Origin of the sequence: Limibacillus halophilus (assembly GCF_014191775.1) — a bacterium.
Lineage (GTDB): Bacteria > Pseudomonadota > Alphaproteobacteria > Kiloniellales > CECT-8803 > Limibacillus > Limibacillus halophilus.
Genome location: NZ_JACHXA010000003.1, coordinates 370249 through 390122, shown reverse-complemented (window position 1 = coordinate 390122; position 19874 = coordinate 370249). Strand labels below are relative to the sequence as shown.

Genomic DNA, 19874 nt, shown 5'->3' with positions numbered 1-19874 from the left:
GTCCCGACTTAGAGGCGCCAGGCGGAATGCAAAGCTGCGATCCCACCGGTCAGATTGCGATAACGGGATTCGCCGAGCCCGGCAGCAGCCATGCGGGCGACAAGCGACTCTTGGTCCGGAAAACGCCGGATCGATTCCACAAGGTACTGATAGGAGTCACGGTCATCGGCGACTTTCTCGCCCAGCCAGGGCAGCACCGAGAAGGAAAAGCGGTCGTATATCTGGCTAAGCAACGGGACGACCACGTGACTGAACTCAAGGCACAGGAAACGGCCGCCGGGCTTGAGTACCCGCCGCGCTTCCGCCAGAGCAAGATCAATGTCGGTCACGTTGCGCAGACCAAAGGCAATGGTATAGGCGGCCATGCTGCGGTCTGGAAACGGCAGTCTTTGGGCATCGCCGCATACCCAACGGATGCCCCCTGTAATGCCATGATCGATGGCTCGGTTGCGGCCCACCTCCAGCATCTCCGGGGTCAGGTCGCAAATCGTCATGGGACCGGCCTTGTCCTGCCCGACCTGCTTGAGGATGCGAAATGCGATGTCTCCCGTGCCACCGGCAACGTCGAGGTGCGCCATGCCTGGTTTCGGGTCCAGCCAGGCAACCATCTCACGCTTCCACAATCTGTGAATGCCGCCCGACATCAAGTCGTTCATCAAGTCATAGCGACCCGCAACCGAACGGAATACGCCCTGGACCAAGGGCGCTTTCTCTGCACGGGCGACTTCGCGAAACCCGAAGGATGCCGTATCGCCGGAAGGAGCTTGTTCTTTCATGGCGCGCAAGATAGCGCGCCGACTGCGCTTAGGCTACTCTCCAACGCATCTGAGGTTAGAAGACGAGTCGTAGTGTTTTAGTCATGCCGGAACTCCCTGAGGTCGAAACCGTACGCCGCGGTCTGGCGCCCTTGATGGAAGGTCAGCGCCTGCGTCGTGTTCTGCAGCGCCGACCTGATTTGCGGTTCCCGCTGCCAAGCGATTTCGTTGCGCGGCTAGAGGGCCGGCGCGTGGTGGCCATTGAGCGGCGCGCCAAGTATCTTCTGTTCAGGCTCGATGACGGCGCCTATCTGCTCTGCCATCTGGGCATGTCGGGGCGAATGCTTATGGTCGATGATCCCGATTTACCGTTGGGCAAGCACGATCATGTGGTCTTCGAGACAGAGGCAGGCCTGCAGGTGCGTTTCAATGACGCACGACGTTTCGGGATCATGGATATTCTGCCGGACGAGGCGGCCTTGACCAGCCATCCGCTGTTGGCGGCATTGGGTCCGGAACCTCTCGGCAACGCTTTCAGCGGTCCAGTGTTAGCGGCTGGATTGAAGGGCAGGCGCTCACCGATAAAGGCGGCGCTGCTAGATCAGCGTGTGGTCGCTGGGCTGGGTAACATCTACGTTTCGGAAGCGCTTTTCCATGCGGGCCTGTCACCACGCCGCTCAGCCCATACGGTTCAGGGCGCGCGGGCCGAACGTCTGGCACTAGCGATCCGGGATGTGCTGACCCGTGCGATCGCAGCCGGCGGATCGTCAATACGCGACTATGTTCAGGCGGATGGAGAATTGGGATACTTTCAGCACGCCTGGGCGGTCTATGGTCGAGAAGGCGAACGCTGTCCGGATTGTGATTGTGGGGAGTCGGGTGACGCCTCGGGGATCGGTATTAGGCGAATCGTACAATCGGGCCGTTCGACTTTCTATTGTCCCACCCGCCAACGCTAGGGTAGGAAGAAGGTTATGAACCGCTTGTCCCGCACCCTGCGCTCTATTTTCCTGGCCGCCGTTTGCCTGTCGGCCTTACTGGCGGGTGGGAGTCTGGCTCAAGATGGACAGGCCTTCCTGTCCGATATCCAGGATCTTCCACTGATGCGCGGCCTCGAGGAGATCCAGGGCCAAGGGATGGCCTTTGACAAACCGTCAGGACGCATTGTCGAAGCGCACGCAATCGGCGATTTGGAGGAAGCGGAGGTTCGGCGATTTTACGAGAGAACGCTTTCGCAGCTGGGGTGGCGATCGGCAGGACGAGATACCTTCCACCGGGAAGGTGAGGTGTTGAGCATCAGTTTCGAACGGTCGGGCGGCCATCTGGTCGTCGGATTTACACTGCAGCCAGGATAATGCAGCCTTCCGGCGAAGGGCGCCTGCACGACCGTCGGCCCACTATTTCCATGAGGAGAGTCTGAGGACCATGGCCTACGAGAATATCATCGCTGAGAAAAAAGGAGGCGTTGGCCTCATTACCTTGAATCGCCCACAGGCGCTCAATGCGTTGTGCGCCGCGTTGATCGATGAACTAGCTCACGCATTGGACGATTTCGAGGCAGACGACGACATCGGCGCTATTGTCGTCACCGGATCCGAGAAGGCTTTTGCCGCGGGTGCGGATATCAAGGAGATGAAAGACCGGACCTACATGGACGTTTACGGTCAGGATTTCATCACCAAGGGGTGGGGGCGCCTTGCCACCACCCGCAAGCCGACCATCGCCGCAGTATCAGGGTTCGCCCTGGGCGGCGGTTGCGAGTTGGCTATGATGTGCGACATGATCATAGCGAGCGAGAGCGCCAAGTTCGGACAACCGGAGATCACAATCGGCACTATTCCAGGGTCCGGCGGGACCCAGCGGTTGACCCGCTTCGTTGGCAAGTCTTTGTCAATGTACATGAACCTGACCGGCGAATTCATCGATGCGGACACGGCCCTGCGCAGCGGCCTCGTCGCCAAGGTGCTGCCGAATGCCGAAATGTTGGATGAGGCGTTGCGGATCGGTGCGAAAATCGCCGGGATGTCGCGCCCGATCACCATGATGTGCAAAGAAGCAGTGAACCGCGCTTATGAAACATCTCTCGCCGAAGGGGTCTTGTTCGAGCGGCGGGTCTTCCACTCAACTTTCTCGACTGAAGATCAAAAGGAGGGGATGAATGCCTTCGCTGAAAAGCGGAAGCCGTCCTGGAAGCATCGTTGAGCAGGCATCAGGCCGCTGAAGTAATTGCTGGACTTTCCATGCCACCGGCGCTTGACGCCCGGTCTGGCTGCGGTTATAACCCCGGCCTTCTGAACACCGGAATTCTTAAAAAGGTCGTCTGACATGGCCCATCATAAATCCGCCCAAAAGCGGATCCGCAGAAACGAGCGCCGCGCTGAGATCAATGGCACGCGTGTGAATCGCATCCGTACCTTCCTGAAGAAGGTCGAGGTTGCTCTGGCGTCCGGCGATAAGCCTGCCGCCCAAACCGCACTGCGCGAGGCGCAGCCGGAACTGCACCGTGGCGTGCGCGCCGGCGTGATGCCAAAAAATACGGTGGCGCGTAAGCTTTCGCGGCTTTCCGCTCGGGTAAAGGCGCTCGGCTGATCCCAGCCTTGGGTTAACGGCTTGAAGCCGCAACGGATATCCGTTGCGGCTTTTTGCATGTCTGAGGCTCGGGTGACTTGGAGCGGTGCCTCCGATTGCGAATCCATAAATTTTGATGGAAGAAATTCGTGCGTTCTGGATTCAGTCTCATTGCATGACCGTTGCTGCGGCGGTACTCTTTACTTCCCGTTCGGCGGGTGCAAATAAAAAACTAGAATTACAAGAAAAAAATAAAACTCAGGGAGTATTAGTCGTGAGGTGTTTCGGGTCTACTTCAATAGTCCTGGGAAAATAACAAAACAGTGCAAGTAAACTGAGGCGATATTCTGTCGCCTTTGGTTGAAGGGTTTTGTTCTCCGGATGAGCTAGTCCTGATGGTTTCGTAGCAGAGTTAGATGCGCGGGGTGAGGCGATCTCGTTCGAGATCGGTCGGAGAGAGCAAGAGAGGGCGGAGAAAAGGGGAATGGGTAATTCGGCAAGCGAACGAGATGTTAGCGAAGCCTGGGCCAAAGTTCGAGGACGGCTTCGCGACGAAGTAGGAGAGGCGGCTTTTCGGAGTTGGCTTAAGCCTCTCACGCTTGTCGGACTGAACAACGGGCAGGTTCGCCTTGCCGTACCGACCCGCTTCATGCGCGACTGGGTGATTTCCAACTATTCGGATCGTCTGCGGGCGCTGTGGGCAAGCGAGGATGGCGCTCTTAAGGGTGTGGAGATCGTCGTCCGTTCCTCCCCGACGCGCGCGCCACTTGTTGGTGCGGGCAAAGCATTCAATGAGGAACCTGCGGATGATGACGCAGATGCGTTGGCGCAAGGCAATATCACGCCGGTAGCAGAAGCCAAGCGGGATGGTTATGACGATATTTCCGCACCTTTGGACCCGCGCTCGACTTTCGAGAGTTTCGTCGTCGGCCAGCCAAACGAGTTGGCCTACGCGGCGGCGCGCCGCGTTGCGGAGGCAGGATCCGTCGCTTTCAATCCCTTGTTTCTTTACGGCGGCGTTGGCCTCGGGAAAACGCACTTGATGCACTCGATCGCTTGGCATGTGCGCCAGCGCAGTCCGCAGAAGAAGGTTATCTATTTGTCTGCGGAAAAATTCATGTACCAGTTCATCAGAGCGCTACGCACTAAGGATACGGTAGCCTTTAAGGACCAGTTCCGTTCGGTAGATGTTTTGATGATCGACGACGTTCAGTTTATCGGTGGTCGCGAGTCCACCCAGGAAGAGTTTTTCCATACCTTCAATGCGCTGGTCGATCAGAGCCGTCAGGTCGTGGTGTCGGCCGACAAGAGCCCATCAAACCTCGAAGGGGTCGAGGAGCGCATGCGTTCGCGGTTGGGTTGGGGCCTAGTCGCGGAAATCGATTCGACGAACTATGAACTGCGGCTTGGAATTCTCCAATCCAAGGCCGAACAGATGAAGTGCAATGTCAGCTTGAAGGTTTTGGAGTTCCTGGCGCACAAGATTACCTCCAACGTGCGCGAGCTTGAAGGGGCGCTCAACCGCATCACCGCACACGCGACGCTTGTCGGGCGGCCGGTGACATTGGAGACCGCGCAGGAAGTGTTGCACGATCTGCTGCACGCCAATGCACGGCGCCTGACGATCGAGGAGATACAGCGCAAGGTCGCGCAGCATTTCAACATTCGCCACGCCGACATGCTTTCCGCGCGACGCGCGCGCGCCGTTGCGCGCCCGCGTCAAGTCGCCATGTACCTTTCCAAGCAGCTGACCTCTCGGTCATTGCCGGAGATCGGTCGCCGATTTGGCGGCCGCGACCACACCACCGTGATGCATGCGGTGCGCAAGATCGATGAGTTGCGGGGTCTGGATGCCGGGTTTGCCGACGAAGTCGACCTGTTGCGCCGTATGCTGGAGAACTAATGGATCTCGCAACGGTCCTGAGCTTCTCCTTCATTGCGGCACTGCTGGTGATGTCGCCGGGACCGAATGGTGTTTTGATCGCAAGGACCGTTCCCACGTCGGGAAAAGCGGCAGGTTTCGCCAACGTTGCCGGATTTGTGTCGGCTTTCTATCTTCACGGTGCCCTGTCGATCCTGGGTATTTCAATTATTCTCGTTCAATCGGCGCAAGCATTCTTCATCGTTAAAATGCTGGGTGCAGCCTATCTGTGCTGGATCGGTTTAAAGGCCTTGCTGGAGGCATGGCGTGGGGTTGCACCCGCCGTCGGGGACGTCGCGCCTGCGAAAAGGCGCAGAACGCTCCTTAAGGCCTATTCCGAGGGGTTCTTGACCAATGCATTGAACCCAAAGGTGTCGATGTTTTACCTCGCAGCCTTTCCACAGTTCATTTCGCGGATGGATGGCGCCTTGAGTGCGTCTTTCACGCTCGTTTTCATCCATTCGCTGCTGAACTTGGTCTGGTTCTCGTTGATTATCATGCTTTTTGCGCGCTTGGCGGGCGCAACCCGGAACCAAAGGTTCCAGCGGTGGCTCAAGAGCATCACCGGTGTCGTCTTCATCGGTTTTGGCGCGAAGTTGGCTATGCTGAAGCTTTAGCTGGTGTGCTTGGACTGGTTCCATCGGTCTGGAAATCTGTAGTTTGGACGACCCTGTAAGGTCGATCACCACGGAGCCCAAAATAGGCCTGTAAAAAGCGCGAAAACCCTTACGATTCCGGGCAGTATGGTCTATATTATGCATCCGTGCCGTAAGGGGCCGATTCGCCCCCTCGAACAATCGTCAGATAGTGGCTCGGATGAAGTTGGATGTGCCTTCCGCTGTGAAGGCATAAGTCATAGAAAACGCCTTAGAAATCAAGCCATTGGGACTGCCATGAAACTGACCATTGAACGCGCGGCGCTGCTGAAATCCCTGGCCCACGTGCAAAGCGTTGTAGAGCGCCGCAACACCATTCCCATTCTCTCGAACGTCTTGTTGGCCGCAGGTGACGGAAATTTGTCGCTAACGGCAACCGATATGGACCTGACGATCATCGAAGAGGTCGCGGCCGAGGTGTTGCAAGAGGGGGCGACGACGGTTCCTGCGCATACGCTTTACGATATCGTTCGCAAGCTTCCCGACGGGGCGCAGGTTGAGTTATCGCTCGCGGGTGACAGCGGCCAGATGACCCTGACCGCGGGACGGTCCGCTTTTACGCTCACGACGCTGCCGCGTGAAGATTTCCCCGCTTCCAATCAGGTTGATCTGCCGCAGTCCTTCAAGGTCGCGGCACCAGAGCTTTGCAGCCTGGTGGATCGCACCCGGTTTGCCATTTCGACTGAGGAAACCCGTTACTACCTCAACGGCATCTACCTTCATGCCGCTGAGAGCGGCGGCGTCCCGGTGCTGCGTGCGGTCGCGACCGACGGCCACCGTCTGGCGCGCTTTGAGATGCCGTTGCCCGAGGGTGCTAAAGGCATGCCAGGGGTGATCGTGCCCAGAAAGACCGTCGGTGAACTTCGGAAGCTGTTCGACGAGTCCGACGACAGCGTCGCAATCGCCCTGTCCGACACGAGGATTCGTTTTTCCTTCGGTTCGACCGTCTTGACCTCGAAGCTGATCGACGGAACCTTCCCCGATTACGAGCGAGTCATCCCCAGCGGCAACGACCGTACGATGGAAGTCGATCGCAAGGCCTTCCGCGAGGCGGTCGATCGTGTCTCCACGATTTCCTCGGAGAAGAGCCGCGCGGTCAAGCTTTCGTTCAGCGAGGGCCTGTTGACCTTGTCTGCCACCAGTCCCGAGAACGGTAGCGCGATCGAAGAGATTGAAGTTGCTTTCAAGGGCGAGACGCTGGAGATCGGTTTCAACTCACGATACCTGCTGGATATCGCCGAGCAGATCGAAGGCTCTGAAGCGCTGTTTCAGCTTTCCGACGCGACATCGCCAACGATCGTGCGCGACGTCGGTGATGAGTCCGCGCTCTATGTCCTGATGCCGATGCGGGTCTGAGGAGGGCCTTTTGGCCGCTTTGCAGCACCTGAAAGCCAACCAGATGCCAACAGCATCCCTTGATGGCCCGGATGAGGTGGCGAAAGAGGGAGTGAGGCAGCCGACCGTCTGGGTGGCGCGTTTGCAGGTCAACGCCTTTCGCTCTTACCGGCAGGCCGGAATGGAAACGAATGGGCGGCCCGTGATTCTGACCGGCCCTAACGGCGCTGGTAAGACAAATCTGCTGGAGGCGCTCTCCTTCCTGACGCCGGGACGCGGTTTGCGCGGGGCGCGCCTCTCGGAGGTGGACCGGCGCGTCGGCGGTGACGGGGCAGAGGGTGGCGAAACTTCTCAACCGTGGGCGGTTGCCGCGGAGGTGGTGGTTGCCGGTGAGCGGCGGTCTCTTGGAACCGGACGTGATCCAGCCAGTCCGCGCGACAAGCGGGCCGTGAAACTGGATGGCGCTTTCGCCAGCAGTCAGCAGGCTCTCGGTGAGGTTTTGTCGGTCGTATGGCTGACGCCACAGATGGATCGCCTGTTTCAGGAGGGGCCGAGCGAGCGACGGCGGTTCCTGGATCGCTTGGTTTTTGGAAGTGATCCGGCACATGCGGGCCGGATTGCGAAGTACGAACAGGCCTTGCGAGAGCGATCACGCCTGTTGCGTTGGGAAAAGGGAACCCCAGACCCGGCTTGGTTGACGGTGCTGGAGGAAACACTGGCGGAGCAGGGTGTGGCGATTGCGGCAGCCCGTTGCGCGCTAGCGGAGCGTTTGGCCAGCGCCTGTGCCCTGGCCGGGGGCGCTTTTCCACGCGCATCGCTGGCGGTGGCGGGAGACGTGGAGGCCTGGCTAACGGATATGCCCGCGCTCGCCGTCGAAGATCGCTTGCAGGAGCATCTCCGTGCCTCGCGAAGCGGGGATGCGGAGCAGGGTGGAGCGGCGGTTGGCCCACATCGTAGCGACCTGCGGGTAGGCCACCTGCAGCGAGCCATGCCGGCGGAACTTTGCTCGACCGGCGAACAAAAGGCGCTGTTGATCGCGATCGTGCTGGCGAACTCGCGCTTGATTGCCAGTGAGCGTGGCGCTGCGCCGCTGTTGTTGTTGGACGAAGTGGCCGCGCACTTGGACGAGGAACGTCGGCGCGCGCTGTACGACGAGTTGTTGGCTCTTGAGGGCCAAAGCTGGCTGACGGGCACGGACCCGTCGCTGTTTGATGGAATTGGCGGCAACGCCGAGTTTTTCTCTGTCCGGGAAGGGCGCATTGCGCCCGATTCGTGAGTTCACGGAAACCCCCTCCCGGTATTCGAAGGCGGACTGAAACATGAGTGACGAAAAGAGCAATCGTACGAACGACGCGGCGGAAGAGTATCTCGCTGAATCGATCAAGGTGTTGCGCGGACTGGAAGCGGTTCGCAAACGCCCGGGTATGTACATCGGCGACACGGACGATGGCTCGGGGCTGCACCATATGGTCTATGAGGTGGTCGATAATGCGATTGACGAGTCCTTGGCCGGGTACTGCGATGCCGTCAGTGTCGTCTTGAACGGCGATGGGTCGGTGACGGTTACGGACAATGGCCGTGGAATACCCATCGATATTCACAAGGAAGAGGGCGTTTCCGCCGCCGAGGTCATCATGACCCAACTGCATGCAGGCGGTAAGTTCGACCAGAATTCCTACAAGGTCTCCGGCGGCTTACACGGCGTCGGGGTGTCGGTCGTCAATGCGCTGTCCAAGCGGCTCGATCTACGCATCTGGCGTGGTGGCAAGGAACACGCGATGTCTTTCGAACATGGCGAAGCCGTGGAGCCCTTGAAGATCGTTGGGGATGCCGGGGGCAAGACGGGAACGGAGATCACCTTCCTGCCCTCATCCGAGACCTTTACGATGTTGGAGTTCGACTTTCATCGTCTCGAACACCGTCTACGTGAACTGGCTTTCCTGAATTCCGGGGTTAAGCTCCTGTTGACCGACGACCGTCCGGCGGAACCGAAGTCGGTTGAGTTGTTCTATGAAGGCGGTTTGCTGGCTTTCGTCGCTTATCTGGACCGATCCCGCCAGCCGTTGTTTCAGCCACCGATTCATGTTCAAGCCGAGCGCGAGGGAATTTCCGTCGAGTGTGCCTTGCAATGGACGGATGCCTATCACGAGCAGGTTTTGTGCTTCACCAACAACATCCCGCAACGTGATGGCGGTACGCATCTGGCCGGTTTCCGCTCTGCGCTCACACGTCAGATCAATGCTTATGCCCAGAGTTCTGGCTTGGCAAAGAAAGAGAAGGTGGCCCTGACAGGCGACGATGCCCGAGAGGGTCTTACGTGCGTGCTGTCGGTCAAGGTGCCTGATCCGAAGTTTTCCAGTCAGACCAAGGACAAGCTTGTTTCCTCCGAAGTCCGCCCTGTCGTCGAGAGCTTGGTGGGGGAGGCGATGGAGCGCTACTTCGAGGAGCATCCCAACGAGGCGCGGCGCGTCGTCGGCAAGGTGGTTGAAGCCGCCGCGGCACGCGAGGCGGCTCGCAAGGCCAGAGAGTTGACGCGCCGTAAGTCGGCCCTGGACATTGCCTCGCTGCCAGGCAAACTCGCGGACTGCCAGGAAAAGGATCCGGCGCTGTCCGAAATCTTCATCGTCGAGGGTGATTCCGCAGGCGGCTCCGCCAAGCAGGGGCGTGATCGCAAGCACCAGGCGATTTTGCCGCTCAAGGGTAAGATCTTGAATGTCGAGCGCGCGCGTTTCGACAAGATGCTATCCAGCCAGGAGATCGGCACGCTGATCACCGCTCTGGGGACCGGTATCGGGCGCGAGGAATTCGATATCAACAAGCTGCGCTATCATAAGATTATCATCATGACGGACGCAGACGTAGACGGATCACACATCCGGACGTTGCTTCTGACCTTCTTTTTTAGGCAGATGCCGGAAATCATCGAGCGCGGCTACCTCTACATCGCCCAACCACCGCTGTACCGCGCCAAGCGTGGAAATTCGATGGTGTATATCAAGGGCGAGCGGGAAATGGACAGCTACCTGATCGACCAAGGCGTCGAGGAAAGCGTCTTGACGCTGGGCGGTGGAAGTCAAGTGGCCGGGCAGGCGCTTAAAGCGCTGGTGGAACGGGCCAATCTCGCCAAGCAGTGGCTCCAGCCTTTGATCCGAAAGGTAGGAAACGTGCGGATCGTGGGCCAAGCGGCCATTGCGGGCGCGTTGAATGCGGATTTGCTTGCCGACCGGGAGAAAGCTGCGGAAGCAGCGCGTTACATCGCCAAGCGCCTGAATGCTATGGAGGACGAAAACCAGAAGAGTTGGCAAGGCGATGTCGCCGAAGACGGCGGTTTGGCCTTCCAGCGTACCTTGCAGGGGGTTACCGAGCGCCGCGTGATCGATGCGGCGGCCTTGCGCAGTGTCGAGGCGCGGCGGTTGGACTCGATAGCGGGAGAACTACAGGAATCATACCGCTTGCCTGGGGAACTGAAGTCCAAGGAGAAAAGCTTTCCCATATTCGGCCCGGCAACCCTTGCCGAGGCTATCATGGAGCTGGGCCGCAAAGGCCTTGCCATTGCCCGCTACAAGGGCTTGGGCGAGATGAACCCGGAGCAGCTTTGGGAAACTACTTTGGATCCGGATGCCCGCTCGTTGCTTCAGGTCAAAGTCGCCCATTTGGACGAAGCCGGACAGGTGTTCGAAACCTTGATGGGCGACGTGGTGGAGCCGCGCCGCGAGTTTATCCAAACCAACGCGTTGGAAGTCGCAAACCTCGACGTTTAGTAATTTTGGTCGGCGATCCCCAGGAGGTTCAGGTCATCCGGGTGTAGCGCGCTCGCGCGCCGCGCTCGATTGCCGCGGCGGGTAGGCGGCCGACAGGCAGCGTAAAGCGCAACATTTCCAAAAGCCGCAGTTCCTCCTGCGATGCCAGGCCGTCGGCGGCTGCAACGTCGCAAGCGACGGCGTAAGCGGTTTCGCGAAGTTGGGCGGGCAGCGCGGACGCGATCATTTCCAGTGCCTTGTCCAGCCCGTCCTCGTCGGCAAGAAGTTCGGAACAACGGTTCGCCAAGGCTGGCAAATCGTCCACCTTGAAATCATCAAACACTGGCAGATGCCTCACGATATCGGCGATTGTGCTGAGTTCCTTGTCAGTCATGTCGTTGTCGGCGGCCGACATCATGACCATGGTGTAGATGAGCGCTTCGTGATGGCCGATCATGGCGATGCTTGGTCTCCTGTTGAATTGCAATCCGTGAAGGCAACGTAAGGGCCCGGACGTTCGCCTGCAAGGCTCAGGCGAAAGATTGCTCTATCCGTTGAAGCAATGCGGCAGCCAAACCACGGGTTTCCGGGTCGTCTTTACCTGTTACCGACGCGGGCCGCCAGTGGCGCTGAAACGCCGCAATGACCTTGCCGGCGTCTTCGTCCATATATCCATATCCGATTTCTTGGAGGGCGCCGACCAAATCCCTGTCGGTATCCAGTGGTTCATCGCACCAAAGGCCGATCCCGTTCTCCGCCAAGCGCCGCCAAGGGAATAACTCGCCTGGGTCTTCCTTGCGCAGGGGAGCGAGGTCCGAATGGCCAAGGATTCGTTGCGGTGCGATGTTATGACGCTCCAAAACCGACCGACAAAGGTTTTCCAGGCTTTCGATCTGCGCTTGCGGGAAGGGGCGGTATCCAAAAGCGTGTCCCGGATTGACCAGTTCGATCCCGATAGAACGGCTGTTGATATCGGTGATGCCGTCCCAATAGCAAACGCCAGCGTGCCAGGCGCGCCTGGATTCCGGCACCAGTTCCCAGGTGCGGCCGTCTTCGTCGATGCAGTAGTGGGCGCTGACTTTGGCTGCCGGATCGCACAACCGATCAAGCGCTTCCTGGGCTGATCGCATGCCGGTGTAATGCAGAATCAGAAAATCGACCAACCCCGCGCCCGGCCGGTCTTCCTGGTTCGGGGAGGGGCGTTGCTCGATAATCATAGGCGTCCCTACACCCGCTCGATTTCCGGGGCGGCGGTGGTTGGTCTGCGCACCAGGATAATGGCGACGCCCACGATGGTAATGGCAGCGCCTGTTATGAAGGTGAGCGTGAGGCTTTCGCCCAGGACGATAACGCCGGAAAGCACCCCCACGGGCGGGATCAACAGCGTTATGGGCATGGTGATGTTCATATCGTAGAGCGGTAAAAGCCGGTACCAGATACCATAGCCAATCACCACCACGAAGACGGCTTGATAAATTACCGATGTAACGCCTTCCCAACCGATGGCCCTCAAGTCCTCCATCTGGCCGGTCTCCAGAGCGAGCGAGCAGAGGAACAACGCAGGCGCGGAAAAGGCCGACATCCAGGCAAGAAGCGAAAGCCCGTCAATTGGGGGGCGGATCTTAATCACAAGATTGGCGACCGACCATATGCAAGCGGCGAGGATGACCAAGCTTAGGTAAAAGTACTGACCTTCGACGCGCGGTTCGCCAGCAATCACCGCGACCCCGACAAATGCGATGGTCATGCCAAGGCCTCGCCGCCAGCCAAGTTTATCATTGAGGAAGATGGCCGCCAGTATTGAGGCGAAGGGGACTTGGAGCTGAATGGCAATTGCCGCAGTCGAGGCATTTAGACCCGCCAGCCCCGTGAAGTTCAACGAAAAGTGCAATACACCAAGCAGGATCGTGATAATTGCAATGTCCAGCCATCGTCCTTTGGGCGGTTTGACAAACGGTAGCAAGATCACGGCAACCAGCCCGAAGCGCAGGGCCGTTAGCATCAAGGGTGTCAAATCCCGTAAGCCGATCTTGACGACGGCGAAATTGAAACCCCACAGGCACATGACCAGGAGAAACAACATGAGATGCAGGGGTCGAATGGAAAGCATCAGCGATCCAACGCCATTATGAAATGCCCTTTTCTTTGCAAATGCGGTCGTAGGCGACATTGATCTTGGCCATCTTTTCGTTGGCCATCGCGACGAACTCCTGCGGCATGCCTTCAGCTACCAGACGATCAGGGTGATTCTCACGGATAAGCTTTCGATAGGCGGCTTTTATGGCTTCGGGGACGGTTTCCCGAGTAACCCCCAGAATATGATAGGGATCTTCGGCGTCGGGACCCAGGTTGGCTGCCTTGAGACGATGCCATGCCGCTTCGTCCAGGCCGAAGATGTTGGCAACGGCCTGCAGATAGTCCAGTTCTTCCGGGGTTACATGGCCATCGGCTCGGGCGATGTGGAACAGGCCGTCCAGCAGTTCTTCGAGCACTGCCGGGCGATCCCGGAACAACCGAGCGATCTGCTTGGCATAGGGCTCGAATCCATTGGCATCGCGGCGGGCCTGATCGAACAGGCGGCCGACGTTCTTCACCTCCTCCGGAGGAATGTGGAACACCTGCCGGAAGGCGGCGATCTCATCCTTGGTGACATGGCCGTCGGCCTTGGCCATCTTGGCGCCCAGCACGATGACGGCGATGGTAAAGGCGATTCTGCGGGTTGGATCATTGCCGGCGCCCGTATCGCCATCATCGCCGGGTGGTTTGCTGTCTTCGGCCATTTTGTCCACGGCATGACCGGCCACCGCACCGAGGATGGCTCCTAAAGGCCCTCCAACGGCAAAGCCCGCCGCACCGCCAACAATCTTTCCCCAGATGCTCATAAGTCTTTGATACCTTGGGACTATGGTTATTGAAAGGGAAACCGTCCGCTTTGCCTATGCGGAAAGAACAACCCTCCCCCGACCAGATGAAGCGATCATAGAATGGGGGTGCCAATGGCGAAGAAAGCCGTAATCTCTTCTGATTGCAGTGTTTGGCGCGCCAGAAAGTGCGTCTGCACATCGCTAGATGCTTGCGTGGCGGGGTGTGTTGAACTAGGTTTCGTCGATAAATTATCGATAAATTGCTTTTGGGGGTTGCAATGGCCGAGCATCAAGTAACGACGACGGGTACCTGGCAGTTCTGGATCGACCGTGGGGGTACTTTTACGGATGTCGTTGCACGCCAGCCGGACGGCAGTTTGCGGAGCCACAAATTGCTCAGTGAGAACCCGGAGCAATATCCCGATGCCGCAATTCAAGGCATTCGGAACCTGTTGGGCATCGGCAAGCAGGAATCGATACCTGCGGAGATTATCGACGCCGTTAAGATGGGCACCACGGTGGCCACCAATGCTTTGCTTGAGCGGAAGGGTGAGCGCACCCTGCTGGTCGTAACCAAGGGCTTCAAGGACGGCTTGCGTATCGCCTATCAGAATCGACCACACCTCTTCACGCGCAAGATCGAGTTGCCCGAACAGCTTTACGAGCAGGTGGTGGAGATTGACGAGCGTGTCATGGCGGATGGAAAGGTCTTGGCCGCCCCTGATGAGAGCCTTGTGGAGCGTCAGTTGCGGGAGGCTTTCGAGCAGGGCTTCCGGTCCTGTGCAATTGTTTTCATGCATGGCTACCGCTACAGCGACCACGAGAAACTGGTTGCCGAAATAGCCCGCCGGATCGGATTTGCTCAGGTTTCGGTGAGCCACGAAGTGAGCCCGCTGATGAAGTTTGTCGGGCGTGGCGACACGACCGTCGTTGATGCTTATCTCTCGCCGATTCTGCGGCGTTACGTGGACCGCGTCGCGGGCGAGCTCGGCGATGTGCGCTTGATGTTCATGCAGTCGAACGGCGGTCTGACGGACGCGCGGCGGTTCCAAGGCAAGGACTCCATCCTTTCCGGCCCGGCCGGCGGCATCGTCGGGTGTGTTCGCACGGCAACCATGGGTGGTTTCGAAAAAATTATCGGCTTCGATATGGGCGGCACCTCCACCGATGTTTCCCACTATGCGGGGGAATACGAGCGGGCCTTTGAGACGCAGGTCGCAGGTGTTCGGATGCGCGCGCCCATGATGCAAATTCATACGGTTGCGGCAGGTGGCGGCTCGATTCTTCACTTTGATGGCAGCCGTTACAGGGTCGGCCCTGACTCCGCCGGCGCCAATCCCGGCCCCGCCTGCTATCGGCGCGGCGGACCTTTGGCAGTCACGGATGCAAACGTCATGTTGGGCCGTATCGTGCCGGAGTTTTTCCCGAAGGTCTTCGGGCCCGACGCCAACGAGGCGTTGGATATCGATGTTGTAAGGCAGAAATTCCAAGAGCTTTCCCAGAGGATCGAGCGGGAAGCCGGCGACAAACGGAGCCCGGAAGAGGTTGCCGAGGGGTTCCGGCGCATTGCCGTGGAGAATATGGCAAACGCCATCAAGAAAATCTCCATCCAGCGCGGGTATGACGTAACCGAGTATACGCTCAACTGTTTCGGCGGCGCCGGCGGCCAGCATGCCTGCGACATTGCCGATACCTTGGGAATGACCAGCATCTTCCTCCACCCCTATGCCGGTGTACTATCGGCCTATGGCATGGGGCTGGCCGATCTGCGCACCTTCGCCCAGCAGGGCGTCGAGGGTCGTCTGGATGACCCTGCGGTGCGCGGGGAACTGAAGCGGTTGTCGGCTGCTTTGACCGAGGAAGCCCGCCAGGACCTGAAGGCCCAGGGTATCTCCGAGGACAGCATGTCATTCAAGCGCGAAATCTACGTGCGCTACCAAGGTAGCGATACCTCGTTTGGGGTGCCCGACAATCTGGATGACCTGGATGCGCTCCGGGCGACTTTCGAGGAGGCGCATCGGCAGCGCTTCGGCTTTGGGCTGGAAGGCAAGCCCTTGATCGCCGAGTTGGTGTCCGTCGAGGGCATCGGTCATACCGGCGTGTCAGACGATCCGTTGCTTGAAATGGAGAAACGCACCTCGCCGTTGGTGCCGCGCGCGCAGGCGCCGATGTACGTCGAAGGCGCATGGGTCCAGGCGCCGGTGTACGACCGGGACGATCTGCTGGTTGGCGATCACTTGGAAGGCCCGGCGTTGCTGATCGAGCCGAACAGCACCACGGTGATTGAGAAAGGCTGGCGCGCCAAGCTAACCGAGCGCAATCATCTGGTCATGGACCGATATCAGGCCATCAAACGCCAGGAGGCCGTGGGCACCAAGGTCGATCCCGTCATGCTGGAGGTTTTCAACAACCTTTTCATGTCTATTGCCGAACAAATGGGCTCGGTTCTGGAGAAGACGGCGCACTCGGTCAACATCAAGGAACGGCTGGATTTCTCTTGCGCCGTTTTTGATCTGAACGGCCATTTGGTCGCCAACGCCCCACACATGCCGGTTCATCTGGGGTCGATGAGCGAGTCGATTCGGGCTGTGATTCGGGAGAACGCCGGGCACATCAAGCCGGGTGACGTTTATGTTTTGAATGCACCCTATAACGGCGGCACGCACTTGCCGGACATCACCGTTGTAACGCCGGTCTTCGATCAGGCGGGCAAGGATATCCTCTTCTACGTCGCCAGCCGCGGCCATCATGCCGACGTCGGCGGAATCACACCGGGGTCAATGCCGCCGGATTCCCACACCGTCGAGGACGAAGGCGTATTGATCGACAACTTCAAGCTGGTCGATCAGGGCAAGTTCCGTGAAGGTCCGTTGCGCGAATTGCTGACCTCGGGCCCTTACCCGGTAAGAAACGCCGACCAGAATATCGCGGACCTGCAGGCGCAGATCGCCGCCAACGAGAAGGGGGTGCAAGAACTGCGCAAGATGGTCGATCACTTTGGCCTCGACGTCGTGATCGCCTACATGGGGCACGTGCAGGACAACGCCGAAGAACAGGTCCGCCGTGTGCTGGATGTGTTGACCGACGGCAGCTTCACCTGCCCGATGGACGATGGCAATCAGGTAGCGGTCGATATCACCATCGATAAGAAGGCGCGACGCGCAACCATCGATTTTTCGCGCACCAGCGGCCAATTGACGAGCAATTTCAACGCGCCCTCGGCGGTATGCCGGGCGGCCACGCTCTACGTTTTCCGCACGTTGGTCGAAGACGAGATTCCCATGAACGAAGGCTGTCTCAAGCCTCTCGACCTGATCATCCCCGAAGGTTCGATGCTGAACCCGCGTTATCCCGCAGCCGTTGTGGCCGGAAACGTCGAAACCAGTCAGATCATCACCGATACGCTATATGGCGCGCTCGGTGTGCTGGCGGCAGCGCAGGGGACGATGAACAACATCACCTTCGGCAACAAACGCTATCAGTACTACGAGACCATCGCCGGCGGATCGGGCGCCGGGCCGGATTTCGACGGTTGCGACGGGGTTCACACCCACATGACCAACTCGCGCCTGACCGACCCGGAAGTGTTGGAGTTCCGCTTTCCGATCTTGCTGGAATCCTTTGAGATCCGGCGGGGCAGTGGCGGCAAGGGCCGCCACCGTGGCGGCGATGGCACGCTGCGGCGCCTGCGGTTCCTGGAAGATATGACTGTCGCCATCCTCAGCAGTCATCGTCTTATCGAGCCTTTCGGCGTTGCCGGTGGCGAGAACGGCCAGTGCGGCAAGAACTGGGTCGAGCGGGCCGATGGCACCATCCATCCGATGAGCGGCACCGACCGCACCGAGATGAAGCCGGGCGATGTCTTCGTGGTACAGAGCCCGACCGGTGGTGGCTTCGGTCCGGTTTCCGAACGGCGGGAGGCGGCGGAATGAGCAAGGAATCGGCCCAGGGCGAGCACCCCCCCGGGTTGCAACGCGGCCGCAAGGGGCAACGCATCGTCTCCTCGTCGCACCTGGTGTCGGAAACGGCCGCCGAACTGTCGGAACTGGAGTTTGGCCTGATTACCGTCAGCAACGCCTTTTCGCGATGGATCGTGCGCTGCATGGCGGCGGCCGGCTGCCCGGACCTCTCGGCGTTGGACGTGATGGTGCTGCATTCAGTCAATCACCGCGGGCGGCCCAAGAAGCAGAATGACATCTGTTTCGTGCTGAATGTCGAGGACACCCACACGGTTACCTATTCCCTGAAGAAGCTGTCGCGGGCCGATCTTGTGGCCGGGGAGCGGGTTGGCAAGGAAACGCTCTGGCAGGCAACTGAAGCAGGAACTGCTGCCTGCCAACGCTACCGCGAGGTGCGGGAAACCTGTCTCTTGGAGGCGATTTCTGCCTTTGCCGGTATCCGGCGCGATGAGCTCAATGCCGAATTCGGCGAGGTGGCGGAGCTTTTGCGGGCCCTCTCGGGGCTTTACGATCAGGCTGCGCGCTCGGCGTCCTCGCTTTGACGTCTGCGGCGGGTCGCCAGCCAAATACCAGGCAACACCAGTGCGGCGCCTGTCAGATGGTAGAATTCGAGGCTTTCGCCAAGCAATATGTAGCCTAGGGAGGCCGCATAAACAGGGATCAGGTAGAGGATCAAACTGGTGGTGGAGGCGCCCAGGTAGCGCTGCATGTACCCGTAGGTTCCGTAAGCACCCAATGCCGGAACGAGCGCTAGGAAAAGAACCGCGCCGATGCTGAGCGCATCCAGGGTTGGCGCTTCGATCCAGACACTTTCCCAAAGGTGGAAGGGCGCCAGAACCGCCGTGCCGTAAAGCATGATGGCTGCAAAGCGGACATTGGGCTTTAGCTTGCTCGGCCGATGTTTCAGCAGAATAGAGTAGAACCCCCAGCCGGTCGCTGCTGCCAGGATCCAGAGGTCGCCGGGCGAAAGGGACAGGCTGAGCAGCGAATCGAGATTCCCGCGAAACACGATAAGCAGCATACCGGCCAGCGCGAGTCCCGCGCCCAGCCACTGCCTTTTGATCATGATGGACCCGTAGAAAAAGTGATCCAGCAGGATGATCAGCACCGGGGAATAGGCATAAATCAGACCGATGTTCATCGCCGTGGTGGTGTCCGCCCCGATATAGACGAACGCGCCACAGACGCCCATGCCGAGTGCGCCTAGGATCATCAGATCTCGCCATTCAGCCAGGATATCGGCGCGGGCGCGCCAAACCGGTCCACCCAGAAACATCAGGAGGATTGAAACGGCTATGGCCCAGCGCCAGAAGGCCAACGCGATCGGCGGTACCAGATCGGCGGTTGCTCGAGCCATCAACATGTTCCCGGCAAAGAAGGCTGGGTTGATGAACAGCAAAATCCGCGCCAAGCGATCACCGCTCTGCCAGAAGCGGTTGCTCGGCGCGTCGGCTTCTTTGCTATGGATCGGCTGAAAGCTTTTTTCGGTCATGGCGCTCTTCTTATCACGGGCATTTTGTCTCAGGCCATGCAAAGTGCGGGATGCCTCCATGCAAAAGCCTTGGCGGCCTGCGTTCTTGATCTTTACACTTCCGCCCTGGCTTTAATCCATGGGAAGGCGCCGACATGTACCGCAAGACGACACCCGAACTGCTCAAGGCCGCTCAGAAAGGCGATATCGAGGCGCTGAAGGCAGGTTTTGCCGCCGGCGAACCGGTTGATGGCTGTGATCGCTACGGCGCAACCCTTCTTTACCTGGCTGCTGCTTCCGGGCGGATTGAAACCGTGGAGTTTCTTCTTTCCGCTGGGGCTTCGGTCGAACAAACCAGCGATGCGGGCAATTCACCGCTTATGATCGCCGCGGCCCGGGGGCACGAGGAAGTGGTTCGCCGTTTGCTGGCGGCCGGCGCCTCTAGCGAGCACAAGAACAAGTGGGGATTCGGCGCGCATGATTGGGCACAGTGGCCCAGCAACGCCGATGTTATGACCGGCCTTGTGCCAAGTGCCGTGGATTCTTGATCCCCACCGCTATTGCGATGCAGCATATACCTGTTTTTCCTCTTGGTAGCCGATAAT

General features: G+C 59.1%; 18 protein-coding genes. 12 read left to right on the top strand and 6 right to left on the bottom strand.

The window, feature by feature from the left end; genetic code table 11:
• Nucleotides 1-8: 8 nt before the first annotated feature.
• Entirely contained in the window at nt 9-776 is a 768-nt protein-coding gene (locus FHR98_RS07700) for a class I SAM-dependent methyltransferase (RefSeq protein ID WP_183416074.1), read from the bottom strand.
• 83 nt (nt 777-859) lie between these two features.
• Here FHR98_RS07700 and mutM point away from each other — a divergent pair, with 83 nt between their 5' ends.
• The 9 genes from mutM (at nt 860) to gyrB (ending at nt 10996) form a co-directional block, all read left to right on the top strand.
• Nucleotides 860-1714: a bifunctional DNA-formamidopyrimidine glycosylase/DNA-(apurinic or apyrimidinic site) lyase gene (mutM, locus tag FHR98_RS07695; protein WP_183416072.1), complete on the top strand. Its 855-nt coding sequence runs from the start codon at nt 860-862 to the stop codon at nt 1712-1714.
• A gap of 15 nt (nt 1715-1729) precedes the next feature.
• Nucleotides 1730-2110: a hypothetical protein gene (locus FHR98_RS07690; RefSeq protein ID WP_183416070.1), complete on the top strand. Its 381-nt coding sequence runs from the start codon at nt 1730-1732 to the stop codon at nt 2108-2110.
• A gap of 70 nt (nt 2111-2180) precedes the next feature.
• The gene (locus FHR98_RS07685; RefSeq protein ID WP_183416069.1) at nt 2181-2957 is read left to right on the top strand and encodes an enoyl-CoA hydratase; all 777 of its coding nucleotides are present in this window, start codon (nt 2181-2183) and stop codon (nt 2955-2957) included.
• 123 nt (nt 2958-3080) lie between these two features.
• Entirely contained in the window at nt 3081-3344 is a 264-nt protein-coding gene (rpsT, locus tag FHR98_RS07680) for a 30S ribosomal protein S20 (RefSeq protein WP_183416067.1), read from the top strand.
• Between the two features lie 463 nt (nt 3345-3807).
• Nucleotides 3808-5226: a chromosomal replication initiator protein DnaA gene (gene dnaA / locus FHR98_RS07675; protein ID WP_183416066.1), complete on the top strand. Its 1419-nt coding sequence runs from the start codon at nt 3808-3810 to the stop codon at nt 5224-5226.
• Nucleotides 5226-5861: a LysE family translocator gene (locus FHR98_RS07670; protein WP_183416065.1), complete on the top strand. Its 636-nt coding sequence runs from the start codon at nt 5226-5228 to the stop codon at nt 5859-5861. The genes dnaA and FHR98_RS07670 overlap by 1 nt, the downstream gene beginning before the upstream one ends.
• 276 nt (nt 5862-6137) lie before the next feature.
• Nucleotides 6138-7256 (top strand): DNA polymerase III subunit beta, encoded by a 1119-nt coding sequence (gene dnaN, locus FHR98_RS07665; protein WP_183416063.1) that lies wholly within the window; start codon nt 6138-6140, stop codon nt 7254-7256.
• A gap of 10 nt (nt 7257-7266) precedes the next feature.
• Nucleotides 7267-8511, top strand: a complete 1245-nt coding sequence (recF, locus tag FHR98_RS07660) for a DNA replication/repair protein RecF (protein ID WP_246377575.1) — start codon at nt 7267-7269, stop codon at nt 8509-8511.
• 43 nt (nt 8512-8554) lie between these two features.
• The gene (gyrB, locus tag FHR98_RS07655; protein WP_183416061.1) at nt 8555-10996 is read left to right on the top strand and encodes a DNA topoisomerase (ATP-hydrolyzing) subunit B; all 2442 of its coding nucleotides are present in this window, start codon (nt 8555-8557) and stop codon (nt 10994-10996) included.
• A 28-nt stretch (nt 10997-11024) separates the two neighbouring features.
• Here the strand turns inward: gyrB and FHR98_RS07650 are convergent, their stop codons facing one another.
• The 4 genes from FHR98_RS07650 to FHR98_RS07635 form a co-directional block, all read right to left on the bottom strand.
• Nucleotides 11025-11432 (bottom strand): tellurite resistance TerB family protein, encoded by a 408-nt coding sequence (locus tag FHR98_RS07650; RefSeq protein ID WP_183416060.1) that lies wholly within the window; start codon nt 11430-11432, stop codon nt 11025-11027.
• 73 nt (nt 11433-11505) lie between these two features.
• Nucleotides 11506-12192, bottom strand: coding sequence for an N-acetylmuramoyl-L-alanine amidase (locus FHR98_RS07645; protein WP_183416058.1), 687 nt, complete (start codon nt 12190-12192; stop codon nt 11506-11508).
• Between the two features lie 8 nt (nt 12193-12200).
• Complete coding sequence (locus tag FHR98_RS07640) at nt 12201-13145, bottom strand: DMT family transporter (protein WP_221205776.1); 945 nt, start codon at nt 13143-13145, stop codon at nt 12201-12203.
• Complete coding sequence (locus FHR98_RS07635) at nt 13102-13857, bottom strand: TerB family tellurite resistance protein (protein WP_183416056.1); 756 nt, start codon at nt 13855-13857, stop codon at nt 13102-13104. Before FHR98_RS07635 ends, FHR98_RS07640 begins: the two co-directional genes overlap by 44 nt.
• A gap of 260 nt (nt 13858-14117) precedes the next feature.
• On the opposite strand from FHR98_RS07635, the gene FHR98_RS07630 reads away from it, so the two are divergent.
• Together FHR98_RS07630 and FHR98_RS07625 are read left to right on the top strand one after the other, a co-directional pair.
• The gene (locus FHR98_RS07630; protein ID WP_183416055.1) at nt 14118-17771 is read left to right on the top strand and encodes a hydantoinase B/oxoprolinase family protein; all 3654 of its coding nucleotides are present in this window, start codon (nt 14118-14120) and stop codon (nt 17769-17771) included.
• Nucleotides 17768-18340: a winged helix DNA-binding protein gene (locus tag FHR98_RS07625; RefSeq protein ID WP_183416054.1), complete on the top strand. Its 573-nt coding sequence runs from the start codon at nt 17768-17770 to the stop codon at nt 18338-18340. Before FHR98_RS07630 ends, FHR98_RS07625 begins: the two co-directional genes overlap by 4 nt.
• Here the strand turns inward: FHR98_RS07625 and FHR98_RS07620 are convergent.
• The gene (locus tag FHR98_RS07620) at nt 18310-19290 is read right to left on the bottom strand and encodes a DMT family transporter (RefSeq protein WP_183416053.1); all 981 of its coding nucleotides are present in this window, start codon (nt 19288-19290) and stop codon (nt 18310-18312) included. The genes FHR98_RS07625 and FHR98_RS07620 overlap by 31 nt on opposite strands.
• 134 nt (nt 19291-19424) lie before the next feature.
• Between FHR98_RS07620 and FHR98_RS07615 the strand changes: the two genes are divergently transcribed.
• Nucleotides 19425-19817, top strand: a complete 393-nt coding sequence (locus tag FHR98_RS07615) for an ankyrin repeat domain-containing protein (RefSeq protein WP_183416052.1) — start codon at nt 19425-19427, stop codon at nt 19815-19817.
• Nucleotides 19818-19874 lie beyond the last annotated feature (57 nt).

What these genes read in the sequence shown, in the direction of transcription:
- FHR98_RS07615 (WP_183416052.1), top strand. Translation starts at nt 19,425, where the DNA reads ATGTACCGCAAGACGACACCCGAACTGCTCAAGGCCGCTCAGAAAGGC.
- mutM (WP_183416072.1), top strand. Translation starts at nt 860, where the DNA reads ATGCCGGAACTCCCTGAGGTCGAAACCGTACGCCGCGGTCTGGCGCCC.
- FHR98_RS07650 (WP_183416060.1), bottom strand. Translation starts at nt 11,432, where the DNA reads ATGATCGGCCATCACGAAGCGCTCATCTACACCATGGTCATGATGTCG.
- FHR98_RS07620 (WP_183416053.1), bottom strand. Translation starts at nt 19,290, where the DNA reads ATGACCGAAAAAAGCTTTCAGCCGATCCATAGCAAAGAAGCCGACGCG.
- FHR98_RS07640 (WP_221205776.1), bottom strand. Translation starts at nt 13,145, where the DNA reads ATGTCGCCTACGACCGCATTTGCAAAGAAAAGGGCATTTCATAATGGC.
- FHR98_RS07645 (WP_183416058.1), bottom strand. Translation starts at nt 12,192, where the DNA reads ATGATTATCGAGCAACGCCCCTCCCCGAACCAGGAAGACCGGCCGGGC.
- FHR98_RS07670 (WP_183416065.1), top strand. Translation starts at nt 5,226, where the DNA reads ATGGATCTCGCAACGGTCCTGAGCTTCTCCTTCATTGCGGCACTGCTG.
- FHR98_RS07625 (WP_183416054.1), top strand. Translation starts at nt 17,768, where the DNA reads ATGAGCAAGGAATCGGCCCAGGGCGAGCACCCCCCCGGGTTGCAACGC.
- FHR98_RS07630 (WP_183416055.1), top strand. Translation starts at nt 14,118, where the DNA reads ATGGCCGAGCATCAAGTAACGACGACGGGTACCTGGCAGTTCTGGATC.
- dnaN (WP_183416063.1), top strand. Translation starts at nt 6,138, where the DNA reads ATGAAACTGACCATTGAACGCGCGGCGCTGCTGAAATCCCTGGCCCAC.
- FHR98_RS07685 (WP_183416069.1), top strand. Translation starts at nt 2,181, where the DNA reads ATGGCCTACGAGAATATCATCGCTGAGAAAAAAGGAGGCGTTGGCCTC.
- rpsT (WP_183416067.1), top strand. Translation starts at nt 3,081, where the DNA reads ATGGCCCATCATAAATCCGCCCAAAAGCGGATCCGCAGAAACGAGCGC.
- FHR98_RS07700 (WP_183416074.1), bottom strand. Translation starts at nt 776, where the DNA reads ATGAAAGAACAAGCTCCTTCCGGCGATACGGCATCCTTCGGGTTTCGC.
- gyrB (WP_183416061.1), top strand. Translation starts at nt 8,555, where the DNA reads ATGAGTGACGAAAAGAGCAATCGTACGAACGACGCGGCGGAAGAGTAT.
- FHR98_RS07635 (WP_183416056.1), bottom strand. Translation starts at nt 13,857, where the DNA reads ATGAGCATCTGGGGAAAGATTGTTGGCGGTGCGGCGGGCTTTGCCGTT.
- dnaA (WP_183416066.1), top strand. Translation starts at nt 3,808, where the DNA reads ATGGGTAATTCGGCAAGCGAACGAGATGTTAGCGAAGCCTGGGCCAAA.
- FHR98_RS07690 (WP_183416070.1), top strand. Translation starts at nt 1,730, where the DNA reads ATGAACCGCTTGTCCCGCACCCTGCGCTCTATTTTCCTGGCCGCCGTT.